Annotated in this window: 14 protein-coding genes; 13 read left to right on the plus strand and 1 reads right to left on the minus strand. The window is 52.5% G+C overall.

The window, feature by feature from the left end; all coding sequences use genetic code 11:
- Window positions 1-78: 78 nt before the first annotated feature.
- The 12 genes from NST04_RS17530 (at window position 79) to NST04_RS17585 (ending at window position 13,641) form a co-directional block, all read left to right on the plus strand.
- Window positions 79-1,344, plus strand: coding sequence for a M16 family metallopeptidase (locus NST04_RS17530; RefSeq protein WP_341185397.1), 1,266 nt, complete (start codon window positions 79-81; stop codon window positions 1,342-1,344).
- Window positions 1,316-1,768 carry a dUTP diphosphatase gene (gene dut / locus NST04_RS17535; protein WP_076078657.1) on the plus strand — a complete coding sequence of 151 codons (453 nt, stop codon included), beginning with the start codon at window positions 1,316-1,318 and terminating at the stop codon, window positions 1,766-1,768. Before NST04_RS17530 ends, dut begins: the two co-directional genes overlap by 29 nt.
- A 179-nt stretch (window positions 1,769-1,947) precedes the next feature.
- A complete protein-coding gene (gene dpsA, locus NST04_RS17540) occupies window positions 1,948-2,844 on the plus strand; it encodes a dipicolinate synthase subunit DpsA (RefSeq protein WP_341185398.1) in 897 nt (298 codons plus the stop codon).
- Window positions 2,845-3,441, plus strand: a complete 597-nt coding sequence (locus NST04_RS17545) for a dipicolinate synthase subunit B (protein WP_341147960.1) — start codon at window positions 2,845-2,847, stop codon at window positions 3,439-3,441. It abuts the gene before it with no gap.
- Between the two features lie 218 nt (window positions 3,442-3,659).
- On the plus strand, window positions 3,660-4,880 hold the full coding sequence (gene dapG, locus NST04_RS17550; protein WP_036692638.1) for an aspartate kinase: 1,221 nt from the start codon (window positions 3,660-3,662) through the stop codon (window positions 4,878-4,880).
- 16 nt (window positions 4,881-4,896) lie between these two features.
- Window positions 4,897-5,772 carry a 4-hydroxy-tetrahydrodipicolinate synthase gene (dapA, locus tag NST04_RS17555; protein ID WP_341185399.1) on the plus strand — a complete coding sequence of 292 codons (876 nt, stop codon included), beginning with the start codon at window positions 4,897-4,899 and terminating at the stop codon, window positions 5,770-5,772.
- 579 nt (window positions 5,773-6,351) lie between these two features.
- Window positions 6,352-8,037, plus strand: a complete 1,686-nt coding sequence (locus NST04_RS17560; protein ID WP_036692641.1) for a ribonuclease J — start codon at window positions 6,352-6,354, stop codon at window positions 8,035-8,037.
- A gap of 153 nt (window positions 8,038-8,190) precedes the next feature.
- Window positions 8,191-8,691, plus strand: a complete 501-nt coding sequence (locus tag NST04_RS17565) for an RNA polymerase sigma factor (protein WP_341185400.1) — start codon at window positions 8,191-8,193, stop codon at window positions 8,689-8,691.
- Entirely contained in the window at window positions 8,688-9,707 is a 1,020-nt protein-coding gene (locus NST04_RS17570; RefSeq protein WP_341185401.1) for an anti-sigma factor, read from the plus strand. Before NST04_RS17565 ends, NST04_RS17570 begins: the two co-directional genes overlap by 4 nt.
- A 157-nt stretch (window positions 9,708-9,864) precedes the next feature.
- Window positions 9,865-10,659, plus strand: coding sequence for a ClpP family protease (locus NST04_RS17575; RefSeq protein WP_341185402.1), 795 nt, complete (start codon window positions 9,865-9,867; stop codon window positions 10,657-10,659).
- Window positions 10,656-10,871: a YlzJ-like family protein gene (locus NST04_RS17580; RefSeq protein WP_341185403.1), complete on the plus strand. Its 216-nt coding sequence runs from the start codon at window positions 10,656-10,658 to the stop codon at window positions 10,869-10,871. The genes NST04_RS17575 and NST04_RS17580 overlap by 4 nt, the downstream gene beginning before the upstream one ends.
- Window positions 10,872-10,968: 97 nt before the next feature.
- Complete coding sequence (locus NST04_RS17585) at window positions 10,969-13,641, plus strand: FtsK/SpoIIIE family DNA translocase (protein ID WP_341185404.1); 2,673 nt, start codon at window positions 10,969-10,971, stop codon at window positions 13,639-13,641.
- Between the two features lie 161 nt (window positions 13,642-13,802).
- On the opposite strand, the gene NST04_RS17590 is transcribed toward NST04_RS17585, so the two are convergent.
- Complete coding sequence (locus NST04_RS17590) at window positions 13,803-15,782, minus strand: AraC family transcriptional regulator (protein ID WP_341185405.1); 1,980 nt, start codon at window positions 15,780-15,782, stop codon at window positions 13,803-13,805.
- A gap of 173 nt (window positions 15,783-15,955) precedes the next feature.
- On the opposite strand from NST04_RS17590, the gene sleB reads away from it, so the two are divergent.
- Window positions 15,956-16,807: a spore cortex-lytic enzyme gene (gene sleB, locus NST04_RS17595; RefSeq protein WP_341185406.1), complete on the plus strand. Its 852-nt coding sequence runs from the start codon at window positions 15,956-15,958 to the stop codon at window positions 16,805-16,807.
- The last annotated feature ends 22 nt before the right edge of the window (window positions 16,808-16,829 follow it).

Consider the following 16,829-nt stretch of genomic DNA (forward strand, 5'->3'; position numbering starts at 1 on the left):
CGCCTTATTTCTGATAGGATAAAAGGCGCGAATAACAAATACAGACAGAACCAGGGGCTGTGCCAGGAGGATTACACATTGGACAAAATATTATTATCGAACGGACTCCGGGTGGTGACCGAGAAGATCCCGACCGGCCGGTCCGTATCTTTCGGAATCTGGGTCAAGACGGGCTCCCGCAATGAGAACCCGCTGAACAACGGGATTTCCCATTTCATCGAGCATATGCTCTTTAAGGGAACTGACCGCTATAGCGCCAAGGATATTGCCGAACAGTTCGATGCCATTGGCGGTAACGTCAATGCGTTTACCTCGAAGGAATATACATGCTTTTATGCGAAGGTGCTGGATGAGCATCTGCCGATAGCCGTGGATGTGCTGGCAGATATGTTCTTCCGCTCACGGATGGATGCCGAAGAGCTGGCTAAGGAGAAGAACGTAATCCTGGAGGAAATCGCCATGTGCGAAGATACCCCGGACGATCTTGTCCATGAGCTGATGTGTGCTGCCGCCTACGGCGAGCACCCGCTGGCCTATACAATCCTCGGGCTCAAGGAACGCCTGCTGGAGATGACGCCGGATGATCTCCGTGCTTACATGAAGGAGCAGTACACCATTGAGAATACAGTCATAAGCGTAGCCGGTAATATTAATGACGGGCTGATCCCGCTGCTGGAGCAGCATTTCGGTTCCTTCACGAATCATGGGGAGTCGCCGGTGCTGACTGAGCCTGCATATCATGGGGAACTGGTATTCCACAAAAAGAAAACCGAGCAGAATCACATCTGCATCTCCCTGCCGGGTGTCCGCAGCGGCGGGCCGCTGCAATATCCGATGGCGCTCCTTAACAATGCGTTCGGCGGCGGCATGAGCTCCCGGCTGTTCCAGGAGATCCGTGAGAAGCGCGGTCTGGCTTATTCCGTCTTCTCGTACCACAGTGCCCAGGCTGACAGCGGCTTGTTCACGGTCTATGCCGGGACAGCACCGAAGCAGACCAAGGAAGTAACTGAGCTTATTAAAGAGATGCTGCGTGATCTGGCTGTGAACGGCCTGAGTGAAGACGAACTGCGTAAAGGCAAAGAGCAGCTTAAGGGGAGCCTGATTCTCAGTCTGGAGAGTACGGGCAGCCGGATGAACCGGATGGGCAAAAATGAGCTGATGCTCGGCCGTCAGGATACGCTGGATGAAATGATAGCCAAAATTGGAGCTGTAACCATGGAAGATATCGATGCTCTGCTGGACTTTATGTTCGCACAGCCGTTGTCTTTGGCAATGGTTGGTTCCACAGATAAAGCGATAGCCAATGTTAGGAGAGATGATCTTGCCTCATTACGTACAAATTAACAAACTACCAGGGAATGAGGATGTCCTGCTGCCCTGCAAAATGTCCGAACAGGCCTCGGGGTATGACCTGTATGCCGCTGTAGGAGAGCCTGTGGTGCTTGCTCCGGGCGAGCGGACGCTAATCCCCACGGGTATATCACTGGCTATGCCAGGCGGGCTGGAGGCGCAGATCCGTCCGCGCAGCGGGCTGGCCCTGAAGCATGGCATCACCTGCCTGAACACACCGGGCACCATCGATGCGGATTACCGGGGTGAAATAAAGGTACTGCTGATCAATCTGGGTCAGGAGCCGTTTGCAATTGCCCGCAACGAGCGGATCGCCCAGATGGTATTCCAGGCTGTGCCGGAAGTGACTCTGGTGGAAGTGGATGAGCTGTCTGACACGGTGCGCGGAGCCGGCGGCTTCGGGCATACCGGCAAATAGCATACGGGAATCCTATTTGTGAATTTAATAAAAGCTTGCGGATCACGCGCCTTCGGGTGTGCGGCTGCAGGCTTTTTTTGTCGTGAAACGGGAATTCCTCTCCGCTCTTCACCCATCGGCGGCTTCCGGCATAAGATGCTCTATAGTCGAATGTGGTTGTGGAAAGGAGCGTCATCCCTATGCTTACTGGCATCAGGATCGTGTTCCTGGGCGGGGACGCGAGACAAATTGAAGTGATTCGGAAATGTGTGGAATTGGATGCGGCCGTAAGCGTTGCCGGATTCGATACATGGGATGCCCCATGCCCGGGGGTAAGCCTGGAACTGTTGTCGCCCGAGCTGCTAGGTGAAGCGGATGTACTGGTGCTGCCGGCGGTCGGCTGCGATGATGAGGGTTACATTAACGCGCTGTATTCTTCGGAACGCCTTCAGCTGCGGGAGGAGCATGTAGCGGCTCTGCCGTCCCGGGCATTGGTGTACACCGGCATGGCTAAAAGCTATTTGCGCAGCCTGTGTGCCGGACATTCGCTGAAGCTGGTGGAACTGCTGAACAGGGACGATGTGGCGATCTATAACTCTATTCCGACAGCGGAGGGAGCTTTGGTGATGGCCGTACAGAACACGGACTTTACCATACACGGCTCCACATCGATGGTGCTGGGAATGGGCCGGACCGGGTTCACCATGGCCAGAACGCTCCAGGGAATGGGAGCAACGGTCAAAGTAGGCGTCAGGAAGCAGGAGCACTTTGCAAGAGCGGCGGAAATGGGCTGGAAGCCTTTTATGACAGAGGATTTGCTGCTGCATGCACCAGAGGCGGATCTGATCTTCAACACCATACCCGCTATGATTATCAACGCTCAGGTCCTGTCCCGGCTTCAGCCGCACTGCGTGATCATTGATTTGGCGTCCGCACCGGGCGGATGCGACTTCCGTTATGCCGAGAAGCGCGGGATCAAGGCGATGCTGGCACCGGGCCTGCCCGGGATTGTTGCCCCCAAGAGCGCCGGAATCATTATGGCAGGTGCACTGGTACAGTCGATATCGGACGAGACTTTAATCAGGGGGGATGAATGAATGGATTGGCACGGAAAAACAGTAGGTTATGCCATTACCGGCTCACACTGCACCTTCGCTGAGGTGATGCCGCAGATTCAGCGGTTCATGGATGGAGGGGCGAATGTGGTGCCGATTGTATCTGCTTCGGTACTGAATACCGATACCCGCTTTGGAACCTCGGAAAATTGGCTAAAACAGTTGAAAGATATAACAGGGAATGATATCATTTCTACAATTGTTGAAGCGGAGCCGCTGGGTCCTTCCAAGCTGCTGGATGTGCTGACGATTGCTCCCTGCACAGGGAACACAACAAGCAAGCTGGCGAACGCGATGACGGACAGTCCGGTGCTGATGGCAGCCAAATCGCAGATGCGCAACGGGCGTCCGCTGGTGCTGGCGATCTCGACGAATGACGGACTTGGGCTTAACGCCGCGAATATTGCGAAGCTCCTGGTAGCCAAACATATTTATTTCGTCCCGTTCGGACAGGATAATCCGGAGGGTAAGCCAAATTCGCTGGTGGCGCAGATGGATCTTATTCCTGAAGCCTGTTACGCCGCCCTGCAGGGTCACCAGTTACAGCCTATGTTAGTACAACGAATTCATTCTGCATAGCTTATATAAACAGCACAGGATTGTCCCGGAAGAGCGAATTTTAGCTGACGGACCCATAAGCTTCATTTCTGCCGTCCTCATCCCGGGGGCGGCACAAACAATTTTACGCTATAATAAGAGTCAGGTTATCGCGGCTACGAACACTTTTGCCTCGCGGGGTGATTTATTTCACGTAAAGTTCAGTAGTTCTGCTGAGAGAAGTAATGGAGGAATTATACATGGGTATTTTGGTGCAAAAATTCGGCGGAACCTCACTCTCCACACCAGTGGCCAGAGAACACGTAATCCGTCATGTCAAACGGGAGCTGGCCAGCGGGTTCAGCCTGGTGGTTGTAGTCTCGGCTATGGGCCGCAAGGGGGAACCCTATGCTACCGATACACTGCTTGATCTGGCGGTTCAGAGCGGGAATTCATTGCCGGACCGGGAACGGGATCTGCTGATGTGCTGCGGGGAGATCATCTCGGCGGCCAATCTGTGCGGTCTGCTGGAGCAGGAGGGCATTCGTTCGACGGTGCTGACAGGGGCGCAAGCCGGATTCCTGACCGACAACAGCTATGGTAATGCCAGAATCCTGGATGTGCGGACAGAACGCATTCTACGGGAACTGCGTGAGCATAAAGTAGTAATAGTAACCGGTTTCCAGGGCCAGACTGAAGCGGGTGATTTCACCACGCTGGGCCGCGGAGGAAGCGACACCTCAGCCACAGCCCTTGGGGCCGCATTGCGTGCGGATATGGTAGACATCTATACGGATGTGGACGGAATACTCACTGCTGATCCGCGGATTGTGGAAGATGCAAGACAGCTTACTTATGTCAGCTACACCGAGATTTGTAACATGGCGTATCAGGGAGCCAAGGTTATTCATCCGCGGGCTGTGGAGATTGCCATGCAGGCCCAGATTCCGGTGCGTGTACGCTCGACCTTCTCCGAAGCGGAAGGGACGCTTGTGACCCATCCCGAGGGCTTCAGCGATGTGTCCCATGGAGTCGTAGACCGGTTCGTCACAGGTGTTGCCTATGTCAGCAATATTACGCAGATCTCGGTGGAATGTCCGGAGGGCAACGGAACGGGCGTGCAGTTGCAGATTTTCAAGAGTATGGCCGATAACGGAATCAGCGTGGACTTCATCAATGTGACGCCGACCGAGGCTGTATATACGGTGTTCGATGACAAATCAGAGCAGGCGATTGCCGCGCTGCAAGAACTGGGTCTGCGTCCCAAGAGCTTGTCCGGCTGTGCCAAGGTCTCCGTCATCGGCGGAGGCATCAACGGTGTTCCGGGAATCATGGCGCATATCGTCGAAGCGCTCAGCTCGCAGAACATCCAGATTCTGCAGTCTGCCGATTCCAACACAACCATCTGGGTTCTCGTGAAAAAAGAAGATATGGTGCAGTCGGTTCGCGCCCTGCATGCCAAGTTTGAATTGCACCGCTGACAAGGAGGAATTCAAAGTGGATTTCGGAAGACTGATCACCGCAATGGTAACCCCGTTTGACGGGGAAGGAGAAATCAACTGGGAAGCAACTTCAAGGCTGGTCGATTACCTGATCGAGGAACAAAAGTCCGCTGCGCTAGTAGTTTGCGGAACAACCGGTGAATCGCCGACCTTAACCGATAAGGAGAAGCTGAAGCTGTTCTCCTACGTGAAGCAGCAAGCAGGCGGACGCTGTAAAATTATTGCCGGTACCGGCAGCAACAGTACCAGACATTCCATAGAGCTCACTAAGGAAGCCGAAAAAATCGGCGTGGACGGTGTGCTTCTGGTCGTCCCTTATTACAATAAACCGAATCAGGAAGGGCTCTACCAGCATTTCTCTGCCATTGCTGCCGCGACTTCACTGCCCTGCATCTTGTACAATGTGCCGGGACGAACGACAGTAAGCATGAGTGTAGCTACCACCCTGCGTCTGGCGGAGATTCCTAATATTGTGGCCACGAAGGAATGTGCTTCGGTAGACCAGATTACTTGGATTGCCTCGGCTTGTCCTAAAGACTTCCATGTTTACACCGGAGATGATTCCGCCGGCCTCGCGACGCTTGCTGTGGGGGGCCACGGTATCATCAGTGTGGCCAGCCATGTTGTGGGAGCACAGATGTCGGAGATGATCGAGGCCTTTAACTCCGGCGATGTCCGACGTGCAGGCGAGCTTCACCGGCAGCTGTTTCCGGTCTTCAAGGGAATGTTCGAGTGTCCGCAGCCGCTGCCCAATCCCTCAGCCGTGAAGTACGCGCTGGGGCTGCGCGGGATGGATGTCGGCTCGGTCCGTCTGCCGCTGGTTTCGCCGACGGAAGAAGAGGCGGCTTTCATTGCTTCACTCCTAAGATAAGATAGACCAGGATCTTCTTATACAATTTAACATGTGAAAAAGGAGCGATTCTCCATTATTGGAGGACCGCTCCTTTTATTTCTCCTGCATTAACTCCATGTTAAAAAAGTCAGGCATTACTGCGTTTTTTTGCTTGTCTTTTCCTCAAATATTGGCGGTTTGTTAAGGAAACAATAGGACCAGGTACAGGGTGACTTGTCTTTTGCCAAAAAAATCATGTATAATGAACTTAAGTGACTTGGTGCGGTTAATTGAATATGCGGTAATCTTCCGGCAATGCGGATTTGTTGCATTGTAAGACAGGATAGGTCCTTGAATAAGTCTGTGCTAAATATGCCGGATTTACGCGCGAGGGGCGCGGTGGTGGAATTTTGAGGGCTTTTGCCCGCTTCAAGAGGATATTACTGCCCGGATTCGGGAGTTTAGACCTGCGCAAGTATACAGACTTACCGGGAATTCCTTGTCGAAATAAGGAGTTAACAGCAATTTGATGTATATTACAGCGCCGCTGAAATATTGAAGCTCATTGTTAACAAATAAAAAGTATGACGTCCAACATCATAGGAGGGTTAGATTCATTTGTCCAAAAAAAACAATAACAACAACGACAAACTGACGATATTCGCACTTGGCGGAGTCGGTGAAATTGGTAAGAACATGTACGTAGTTCAGTACGGCAACGACATTGTAGTCGTAGACGCCGGTCTGAAGTTCCCTGAAGAAGATATGCTGGGTATTGATATCGTAATACCGGATATCTCCTACCTCACTGAGAACCGTGACAAGGTAAGAGGGATTGTTCTTACCCACGGCCATGAGGATCACATTGGCGGATTGTCTTATGTGCTTAAGAACCTGAATGTTCCTGTATATGGAACAAGACTGACCCTGGGCCTTGTAGAGAACAAGCTCAAGGAAGCGAACCTGCTGGGTGAAACGAAGCGGATTCTGATTAACGAGGATTCCGAGGTTGAGCTGGGCACATCGCTTAAGGTAACGTTCTTCAGAACGAATCACAGTATTCCGGATTCAGTCGGGGTATGCATTGAGACACCAGAGGGCAACGTTGTCCACACCGGTGACTTCAAATTCGACCACACGCCAGTCAACGGTCAATTTGCCAATCTGCACCGCATGGCTGAGATCGGATCGAAGGGCGTTCTGGCCCTGCTGTCAGACAGCACCAATGCCGAGAAGCCGGGCTTCACGCCTTCGGAGAAGAATGTCGGCATCGTGCTGGAGGATATTTTCCGCAAAGCTGAACAGCGTGTGGTAGTGGCAACCTTTGCTTCCAACGTGCATCGTATTCAGCAGGTAGTGAACGCTTCTGAAGCAACCGGACGCAAAATCACCGTTATTGGACGAAGCATGGTTAACGTAGTATCCATTGCTTCCGAGCTTGGTTATCTGCATATCCCTGACGGCATGCTCATTGAGCCTGAAGAGATGAACAGAATGGCAGGCAACCGTGTAGTAGTATTATGTACAGGCAGCCAAGGTGAGCCGATGTCGGCACTGACACGCATGGCGCGTTCCAGCCACCGCAAGGTAGATATTATGCCGGGCGACACTGTTATTATTGCAGCTACACCAGTACCGGGGAATGAGAAATATGTAGGCCGTACCATTGATGAATTGTTCCGTCTGGGTGCCAATGTTATTTACAGCGGCTCCAACTCCGGCGTTCACGTATCCGGTCACGGCAGCCAGGAAGAGCTGAAGCTGATGCTCAACCTGATGAAGCCGAAATACTTCATGCCTATCCACGGTGAATACCGGATGCAGCGCAAGCATGCACTTCTGGCGGAGTCTGTTGGTGTAGAGCCAAGCAATATCTTCATCACCGAGCTGGGTGAAGTGATTGAGATCTCCGGAGGAGCTGCTCGCAGAGCGGGTAAAGTAACTGCCGGTAACGTACTGATCGACGGACTGGGTGTCGGCGATGTAGGTAACATTGTACTGCGTGACCGTAAGCTGTTGTCGCAGGATGGTATTCTGGTGGTAGTGGTTACCCTCAGCAAGCAGAACGGAGCAATTGTCTCCGGTCCTGACATCATCTCACGCGGATTCGTGTATGTGCGGGAATCAGAAGGTCTCCTGGATGAAGCGAACCGCATTGTCTCGGGAACGCTGCAGCGTCTGATGAGTGAGAAGGTCAATGAATGGGCTTCCCTGAAGACCAGTGTCAAAGACTCGCTCGGCCGTTTCCTCTACGAGCAGACCCGCCGCAGACCGATGATCCTGCCGATTATTATGGAAGTATAAGAGAAGCATTCCTTAACAATATAGCTTTGGCAATAGCCTCTTTTCCCGGAAATATTGGACGGTTTCCAGGGGGAAGGGGCTTTTTTATGTTTTTTTCGCTGCACAAAACAACATTTGGGCAACCTGACCGTTATACAGGCAAGGAGGTGCAGCATGGAGCCAAGAGACATGGAGAAGGTGCTCCAACCCAAAATGGCGGAGGTCCGCCGCTACTTGATCCGCCTCGGCGCCGGGGCCTCAGATGCAGAAGATATTGTGCAGGATACGTTGTACAAGGCGTTGCTGTATCTGGATGCAATCGATGAGCGCAAATTCAGCGCCTGGTTGTACAAGGTCGCAATTAACCGGTATTTTGACCATTGCCGCAGTCAGAAGAGATATCAGTATAGCGGCGAGGAAGTGGAGGAACATCCAGCCCGTGAGCAGGAGCTGCCGGAAGCGGTGCTGCTGCGCAGGGAACGGAAGGAAGAGATGGAGGGAGTATTGGCGCGGCTCCATCCGGTGAATAAGCAGCTGATTCTGCTGAAATATGAAATGGAGCTATCCTACAAGGAGATCTCCGCTATGCTCGGCATTTCTGAAGGAAGAGTGAAAGCTACGCTCTACCGGGCCAGACAGCAATTTCAACAATTATACGGAGGTGAGGGCGAATGACAGCCCCATGGGAAGAAGCAGAGGACCAGAATATTATCCAGACCTTGAAGAAGACCAAACGTAAGAGCCTGATACGCAGTATTCTGATTTCAGTTGTGGTCAGTGCGGTAGTATTAATCGCTGTGTTCATTGGCGCGGCACAGCTCGTAAACCAGCTCTCCAACAATACGTTGTACAGCGAGCAGCAGTATATGAGAATTAGCAGCCCTAATGAATTCGATTCAGGTTTTAAGGACAACAGGGGCTTTTTATCAGGAGTCCTTGAACTTCAAACCTACAAAATCGTCGATGATGTGCCTGTTCCCTGGAAGAACAGATGGCTCAATTACAACGCCTGGTGGTTCCCGTTCACCACAGGTGCTTATGGAGGCTCTAATAATCTAACCGTACAGGATGCCAAGATGAAGCAGGAAGGCTATGAGTATTACCGGGCGTATAATTCTGAAAATGGTCAAAGAGAGATGGCCTTCTATATCCCGGGAGTGGATTACAACGAAAAAATCATCAATGATCTTCCTGAGCTGGACAAGATGAACGAAGAGAAGCGGGTGGAGCTGGGCGTATCTTTTGACAAGGATTATTCGTTCGATGAGGTGAAAAGGCTGCTGCCCGCAGGCGCAAAGCCCGTCTGGTACTGGGTTGATACGTATGATGACCGTGAGGGGTTCAGCTTCAAGCCGTATCCAAATGAGAATGATCCCGCTAAAATGAACTATCCGACCCCGATGAGTGCGAATTACGGAGTTTACGGTTTCGGCGTCCAGCCGGACTGGGATCAGGCGGACCCCGAGGATTTCATCGGAGCCATAACCATTGGTAAGGACAAAAGGGACAAATATCACAGCGAGTACGAACGGATATACAACTATTTGAAAAAGGACAAAGCGGCGCCGGAAGCCGGTGATGTCCGGATATTGGGCGTAGTTGTGACCGGCACGGCTGGCAGCTTGAAAAGTCTGAAAGGCCAAGCTTATGTGCACGGAGCTGTACTGGGAGCAGTGGCGGACAAATACTAACCGGCAATAGCGGCGGACGTTCTGAGGAGCGGTCGCTGTCTCTATGTGATAGTTCAAGTTAATGGTGTATAAGGGAGTCCCCCGGAATGTCATACTAACAGAAATCAGAATCCTGAAGCACACGGGTGTTGCAGGCAGAAGGGGAGCGCTGTGTACGATGGAAATTACAGAAGCTAGCAAGGCGGGTGGAGGGCGTAACGAAGAAATCCTGCCAGGGGAGATAAAGCCCGTAGTGAATGAGCCGGTTCCTCCAGGAATACCGGGACCTGTAGGGGTGCTTAAAGAATTGGGACAGACAGCGGTGCCGACAGGGGAGGCGGATATTTTTTGTATGACGATTATTGGACAGATTGAAGGTCATTTCGTCTTGCCGCCGCATAACAAGACCACGAAATACGAGCATATTATTCCCCAGCTTGTTGCCGCCGAACAGAATAAGACCATCAAGGGACTGCTGATTATTCTTAATACGGTTGGCGGGGATGTAGAGGCTGGCCTGGCTATAGCGGAGATGATTGCTTCCTTGTCGAAGCCTACGGTCACAGTTGTCATCGGCGGCGGCCACAGCATCGGCGTACCAATAGCAGTATCCTCGACGTATTCCATTATTGCAGAAAGTGCTACCATGACAATCCATCCGATCCGGATGAACGGCCTGGTGATCGGCGTGCCGCAGACCTTCGAGTACATGGAACGGATGCAGGAGCGGATGGTGAAATTCGTAACCTCTCATTCCCGGATCACGGAATCACAGTTTAAGGATCTGATGTTCAAGACCGGAGAGCTTAACCGGGACATCGGTACCGCAGTGGGCGGTCAGGATGCCGTCAGATTCGGCCTGATGGATGAAGTGGGCGGGATCGGTGCCGCGTTGGCCCATCTGAACCGGATGATTGCCGCTGCTCCTTCTCAGACGAACGATACGCTTCCGCAAGGAGGGCTGACCCAATGACCTTTTATACCATTCTGCCGATGGAGCAGGTATTCGAGGGGGCGCTGAATTATGCTTCTCCTGTGCAGGAGATCACGATTCAGGGCATGCTGATGCAGGTTGAAATGCTGGATGGAGGCCAGGCGAAGGTGGTCCGTCTGCTGCAGTGTCCGCTGGATAAATATCTGGATGCGGCCTTCTCCCCGGGTGCAATCGTTCAGCTGGACCGCTAAGTGCGAACAAACCCCCTAAAGATGCATATTCTGACAAAAGAGAACATAGGTACGCCACGCCATTATATGGTATAATGTTGACTCGGGGGTGGCTGGCGTGGCTAAACGGAGAAGAAAGAAGAAGAAAGCACTGCTGGGCAGTGTTTTAAAATATGAAATCTACGGAATTCTGCTGATTACGATTTCCGTCATTGCTTTGTCGGGGGAAGCGGCTGTCGGCCGCACGCTCTCAAGCATGGCGGGTTATTTGCTTGGCAGATTCTATTTTGTGCTGCCGCTGGCGGGCATCTTCTACGGCCTGATGGTAATGATTCACAGGAAATGGCCGTCCACCTGGAACAGCCGCTATACTGGCGGCCTGCTCCTGCTGTTGTCCATGTGCCTGATGAGTAGCATATCAGCTATGCAGCAGAAGCTGGGTCCGATTGGGATGCTGCATCCGGGCAATGTACTGTCTCAAATACATAATGATTTATCCGGCGCCCTCTCACCGGGCGCCGGCGACAGCAGCGTATACATGCTGGGCAAGGATATCAGCGGCGGGTACATCGGCGCGCTTGAATACGCTGCGCTTCTGTGGCTGTTCGGCAATCTGGGCGCTAAGCTGCTGATGATTGTATTGCTGGCGATCAGCTTCATGCTGATTACCAATCTTTCCTATGTAGAGCTGTTTACCTTACTCCGGGTAAGGGCCGTCAAGCTGATTGAAGGAATTAAGCTCCGGGCGGCTAACCGCCCGGCTGCTGTTCCGGTGGTGAACAACAGACCGGCCAGAGCCAGCAGAGTTACAACGCCGGAACCTGCGGATGATGACGATTACTTTGAAGAGGATGACGGATCGGGTCAGCAGCTGCCAAGACGCGGACAGTCGAAGCTGCTGGGCAGAATTACCGGCTGGTTCGGCGGGTCTGCCCGCCAGAACCAGCCGGAAGTCATGGATGATCTGGAGGAAGAGCTGCCGGATATTATAATTACTGATCCGCGCACAGGTCCGGTCATCTCCGGGATGACAGCAGCGGGAGGAGTTCCTCTGGAGGAGTATGGCGAGGAGGAATTCCCGGATGAGGAGCTTGAGCCTGTTACGCCAATCATCCGTGACTTCTTCGAGCATATCCGCTCTGAAGGGCTGAATGCTGAGGACCGGGAGGAATGGAGCGAATTCTCGCCAGCGGCGCGTGGCGGTGCTGTCACGGGCATGGGTGCTGGGGAGTTGACGAGAGCGGGAGCAGACCTGGCTTCGCCGGGGGAATCCGACGAAGATACACCGCCCGTGGAGTTGGACGGGCTGCTGGGAACGGCAGAGGAGGGGGAGATGGCTCCTGTTATACCGCCTCCACCTCCACCGAAGCCGTACAAACTGCCGTCCTTCCGTTTGCTGGCTAAGCCTAATAACGGGGCCAAGGCGGGCGATCAGAATGATTATATGCAGACGGCACGCAAGCTGGAGGCTACACTGGAGAGCTTCGGTGTAAGGGCGAAGGTGCTTGAAGTGGTTCGCGGACCTGCAGTGACCCGGTATGAGATTCAGCCGGATATCGGCGTGAAGGTCAGCCGGATTGTTAATCTTACCGATGACATCGCGCTGGCACTGGCTGCCAAGGATATCCGTATGGAAGCGCCGATTCCCGGCAAATCAGCCATCGGTATTGAAGTTCCGAATTCAGAAGTATCAGTCGTCACCATGCGGGAAGTGATGGAGACACAGATTTTCCAGGAGGCAGATTCGCGGCTATCCATTGCCTTCGGACGGGATATCTCCGGACAGACGATTATCGGCAATCTCGCCAAGATGCCCCATCTGCTGGTAGCGGGAGCTACCGGCTCCGGTAAATCGGTCTGCATCAACGGTATTATTACCAGCATTCTATATAAAGCTAAGCCGAATGAAGTGAAATTCCTTATGGTTGACCCCAAGATGGTCGAGCTGAATGTATATAACGGCATTCCGCATTTGCTGGCTCCTGTAGTTACAGACCCTAAGCGAGCGAGTCTGGCTTTGAAGAAGATTGTGGTGGAGATGGAGAAGCGGTATGAGCTGTTCTCCAAATCCGGCACACGTAATATGGAAGGCTATAACAACCTGATGAAGGATAATCCCGCAGCAGTATTGCCGTATATCGTTGTCATTGTGGACGAGCTTGCCGATCTGATGATGGTTGCGGCCAATGATGTGGAGGATGCCATCTGCCGTCTTGCCCAGATGGCGCGGGCAGCGGGAATTCATTTGATTATCGCCACGCAGCGTCCTTCGGTGGATGTTATCACCGGCCTGATCAAGGCGAATATTCCTTCGCGTATTGCCTTTGGCGTCTCCTCGAATGTGGACTCCCGGACCATTCTGGATATGCCGGGCGCCGAGAAGCTGCTCGGACGCGGCGATATGCTGTTCCTGCCGATGGGAGCTTCCAAGCCGATCCGCGTTCAGGGTGCTTTCATGAGCGATCAGGAAGTGGAGACGATTGTCCAGTATGTCAGCAGCCAGGGGGAAGCGAATTACGATGAGTCGCTTGTGCCGGAGGTGGACGACACCATGAGCGATGACCAGGAACCGCAGGATGAATTGTATGAACAAGCGGTTCAGATCGTACTGGAAGCCAAGCAAGCCTCTGTATCGCTGCTTCAGCGGCGTATGCGGGTGGGCTACACCCGCGCTGCACGCTTAATCGACTCCATGGAGGCCAGAGGGGTCATCGGCCCTTACGAGGGCAGCAAGCCGCGTGAGGTGCTGATGTCGCTGGAGCAGTATCAGCATGGTAGGCTGAGTTCTTAGACAAAGAGATGACCCAATACTTGGGCCATCTCTTTTTTTGATAGATAAGAATTTATATGTTTTGGGGTCCCCGCAAAGTACCTGAGTTATCATCGAAGCTAAATCCCCACTTTGTGGGGTTATTTTGCGAAAGATAAGTTATGCAATGAGCGGTTGAACTGCTATTTCTTCACCCGGGGTGCTGCAAGCAGAGCATTAACAATGTAATCCAGCTGTGCATTCAGGGAGTAGATATCATTATAGTAAGATAATCCGAAGTCGATATTCATCAACCGGCCTTCTTTGACTGCCGGAATGCTGTTCCAGAGCGGGTCCCCCGTCAGATCAGTCATCCCGTCATAGGAGGAACGGAAGATATAATCTCCACTGTAATCGGAAATGACTTCAAAGGATACTGACTCGCCGCCTACATCAGTCTTGCTGTCTATTTTTTGCTGAATCTTCTCCGGTGCTTTCATGCCAAGATATTCATATAAGACCTGCGAGCCCCGGCCATATTGTTTGCTCATAATTACTAGCATATTCCGCTCTTCACCGCCTTCCATGATGGAGATGGTTGAATCTAGAATTTCCGCCTCCCGCAGCTTCTGCTTGCTATTCTCTACTTTGGCATTGAAGTCGTTTAAGAGGCTGGTGGCCTCATTTTCCTTGTTAAGAGTGTGACCAATGAAGCTGACCCGCTCAGCAGTCGTCATTTTCTCATAAGGTACTAACACAGTGGGTGCAATGTCATGCAAGGCATTGTAGGTCTCCTCGGAAGGAACGATAATCAGATCGGGATCAAGCGATAAGACAGCTTCCGGGCTGGCCTCGAACCAACTTCCCAGCTTCTGTACATCCTTCAATTCGTTTTCGAAGGCAGCACCTTCATTAACACTAGATACACCTACGGGCTTAATGCCCAGCGCCAACACATCTCCCAGCAAGTACAGCACAACGACACGCTGAGGATCGGCGGGTACCTCGATATCTCCTTTTACCGTAGAGATTGTCCGGGTCTGTGCCTCGGCTGCAGTGTGGTCTGGAGAGGGTGTGGCGGGGGAGGTGGCTGCAGGAGAAGAAGCCGGCGAAGGGCTGGCATTACCCGCTGCGTTAGAACCGGTATTTCCTGAGGAACAGGCGCTTAACACTATGGTGAAGCATAACAACAAGGTTAACATTAGGGATGGCTTAGCCGTTCTGAACATGGATGACGCTCCTTTTAGATCATATTGATAATGATTATCATCATCAATATATCGGAGAGTACCTTCACGGGCAATGTCATTTGCAGACAGCGCAGATGGCATATCCCGCCACGATGAAGCGGCTTGTACAGAATTTTTGTACCTCACCGGCGAGTTTCCGAAGTGCTTCTTGAACATTTTTCCAAAAGAATACGCATCCGGGTAGCCCACAACAGCAGCAATATCATGCAGTGTGGCCTCTGTGTCCAGTAACAGCTCACGGGCCTTGTCCATGCGAATCTGAACCAGATATTGTGCAGGACTGGTCTGAAGCCGCATACGGAATAACCTCGATAACGTCCTCGGGCTGGTGCCCAAAGTACCGGCTAGTGTATCCAGGGTGAAGGGCTTGTTGTAAGAATCATGCATATAGCGTACAGCCTGGTCGAGCACATCTGCTCTAAGCGGGTGATGTTCCTGCACCTGCATTTGATGAAGCAGCTCATGGACCCACTGATAGAACAGGGCTTTGACATGCAGATGCTCCAGGGCGCGGCGTGTCTGCCAATCACCATACATCTGGTCTAGAATCTCATACAGCGGCAGGGGATGAAGAGGAATGAAGTGATAGGTTCCGCTAAAAGGCTTGCTGCGTTCCAGAAGCGCTGTCAGGTTGCGCCGGGCAGGCAGGGTTAACGTTGAACGGTACATAATAAGGTAATAATCCAGGATTTCCTGGGTTTGCAGCAATTGGATAATAGTACCTTTGCCCCCGTGAAAGACACTTGCGCCGCTGATTTCATAGGGGTTGTCATCTATAAGCACACTTGCGCTGCCGCGAACGATATACAGGTATGTACTAGCCGGAAGGCGGTACTTCAGCGGAGGTTGTCCGGAAGTGAACGAGGCCTTGCGGATATCGATAACTTCTACAGCAGCATGGTTCCAAAGTACAATATGGTCCATAAAATCCATGTTTCTTCTCAACTCCTGTTGTTTCATAACCCAAGTATAGTTGATAATCGTTCTCAGTTGCAATGGATTTACGCTTTCAAGCTTTTGCGGTCATGCATAGGAAGTCCTGCCAGTCGTCATAATAACTTTAGCCATTCATGCAGAACTTCCAAGAGAAAGGTAGAGCGAATCCTATGACAAAACATAAGCAGTGGATCATTGCCGCCGTTACCCTTGTTCTTGCAGCTGCACCGTTTGCCGGTGCTGTCTTCAAAGATCATGATTTGATCTATGCCAAGCCCTATGCAGCAGAACAGGTTGCCGCAGACATCCCTGATGAAGGGGAGGAGGCCATGCCCGTGTTCGGCACAACTCCGCTTAAGGTAGGTTCCTCCGGGCAGGATGTATATGAGCTGCAGGGACGACTGAAGCACCTGGGTTATTTTAACGGGAAGATTGACAGCCAGTTCGGGACCAAGACGAAGAATGCCGTGACCTGGTTCCAGTGGAAATTCGGCCTGAAATCCGACGGGGTGGTCGGGGCCAAGACGAAGCTTAAGCTATACAATGCGACTACAGCCTGGAAGCCGACAGCGCCCGAGACGTCTACCGCCCAGAAAAAAGCGCCCTCCGGCGCAGCTGCGTCCAAATCCAATACGGCTGAGCTGTCCTCCGGCAATACGATGGGCCTGTCCGAAAATGACCTCAAGATCATGGCTAATGCGGTTTACGGCGAGTCACGCGGGGAGCCTTTTGAAGGGCAGGTAGCCGTAGCTGCAGTTATTCTCAACCGTGTAAAATCCCCAAGCTTCCCGAATACGCCTTCGGGCGTCATTTTCCAGCCGGGAGCCTTCACCGCCGTAGCTGACGGCCAGATCTATCTGGAGCCTAATGAACAGGCCCGGAAGGCCGTACAGCAGGCACTGAGTGGCTGGGACCCGTCGGGCGGCTGCATCTATTACTTCAATCCCAAGACGGCGACCTCCAAGTGGATTTGGTCCCGTCCGCAGGTGAAGACGATCGGCCAGCATATCTTCTGCATGTAGCTTACAGTGTCTGTATACAACC

The sequence above is a fragment of the Paenibacillus sp. FSL H7-0756 genome (assembly GCF_038006765.1).
In the GTDB taxonomy this organism is placed as follows: domain Bacteria; phylum Bacillota; class Bacilli; order Paenibacillales; family Paenibacillaceae; genus Paenibacillus_AQ.

Excerpts from the sequence above, each read along its gene's own strand:
- dut (WP_076078657.1), top strand. The coding sequence starts at position 1,316 with ATGATCTTGCCTCATTACGTACAAATTAACAAACTACCAGGGAATGAG.
- dpsA (WP_341185398.1), top strand. The coding sequence starts at position 1,948 with ATGCTTACTGGCATCAGGATCGTGTTCCTGGGCGGGGACGCGAGACAA.
- NST04_RS17545 (WP_341147960.1), top strand. The coding sequence starts at position 2,845 with ATGGATTGGCACGGAAAAACAGTAGGTTATGCCATTACCGGCTCACAC.
- dapG (WP_036692638.1), top strand. The coding sequence starts at position 3,660 with ATGGGTATTTTGGTGCAAAAATTCGGCGGAACCTCACTCTCCACACCA.
- NST04_RS17565 (WP_341185400.1), top strand. The coding sequence starts at position 8,191 with ATGGAGCCAAGAGACATGGAGAAGGTGCTCCAACCCAAAATGGCGGAG.
- NST04_RS17570 (WP_341185401.1), top strand. The coding sequence starts at position 8,688 with ATGACAGCCCCATGGGAAGAAGCAGAGGACCAGAATATTATCCAGACC.
- NST04_RS17575 (WP_341185402.1), top strand. The coding sequence starts at position 9,865 with ATGGAAATTACAGAAGCTAGCAAGGCGGGTGGAGGGCGTAACGAAGAA.
- NST04_RS17580 (WP_341185403.1), top strand. The coding sequence starts at position 10,656 with ATGACCTTTTATACCATTCTGCCGATGGAGCAGGTATTCGAGGGGGCG.
- NST04_RS17590 (WP_341185405.1), bottom strand. The coding sequence starts at position 15,782 with ATGGATTTTATGGACCATATTGTACTTTGGAACCATGCTGCTGTAGAA.
- sleB (WP_341185406.1), top strand. The coding sequence starts at position 15,956 with ATGACAAAACATAAGCAGTGGATCATTGCCGCCGTTACCCTTGTTCTT.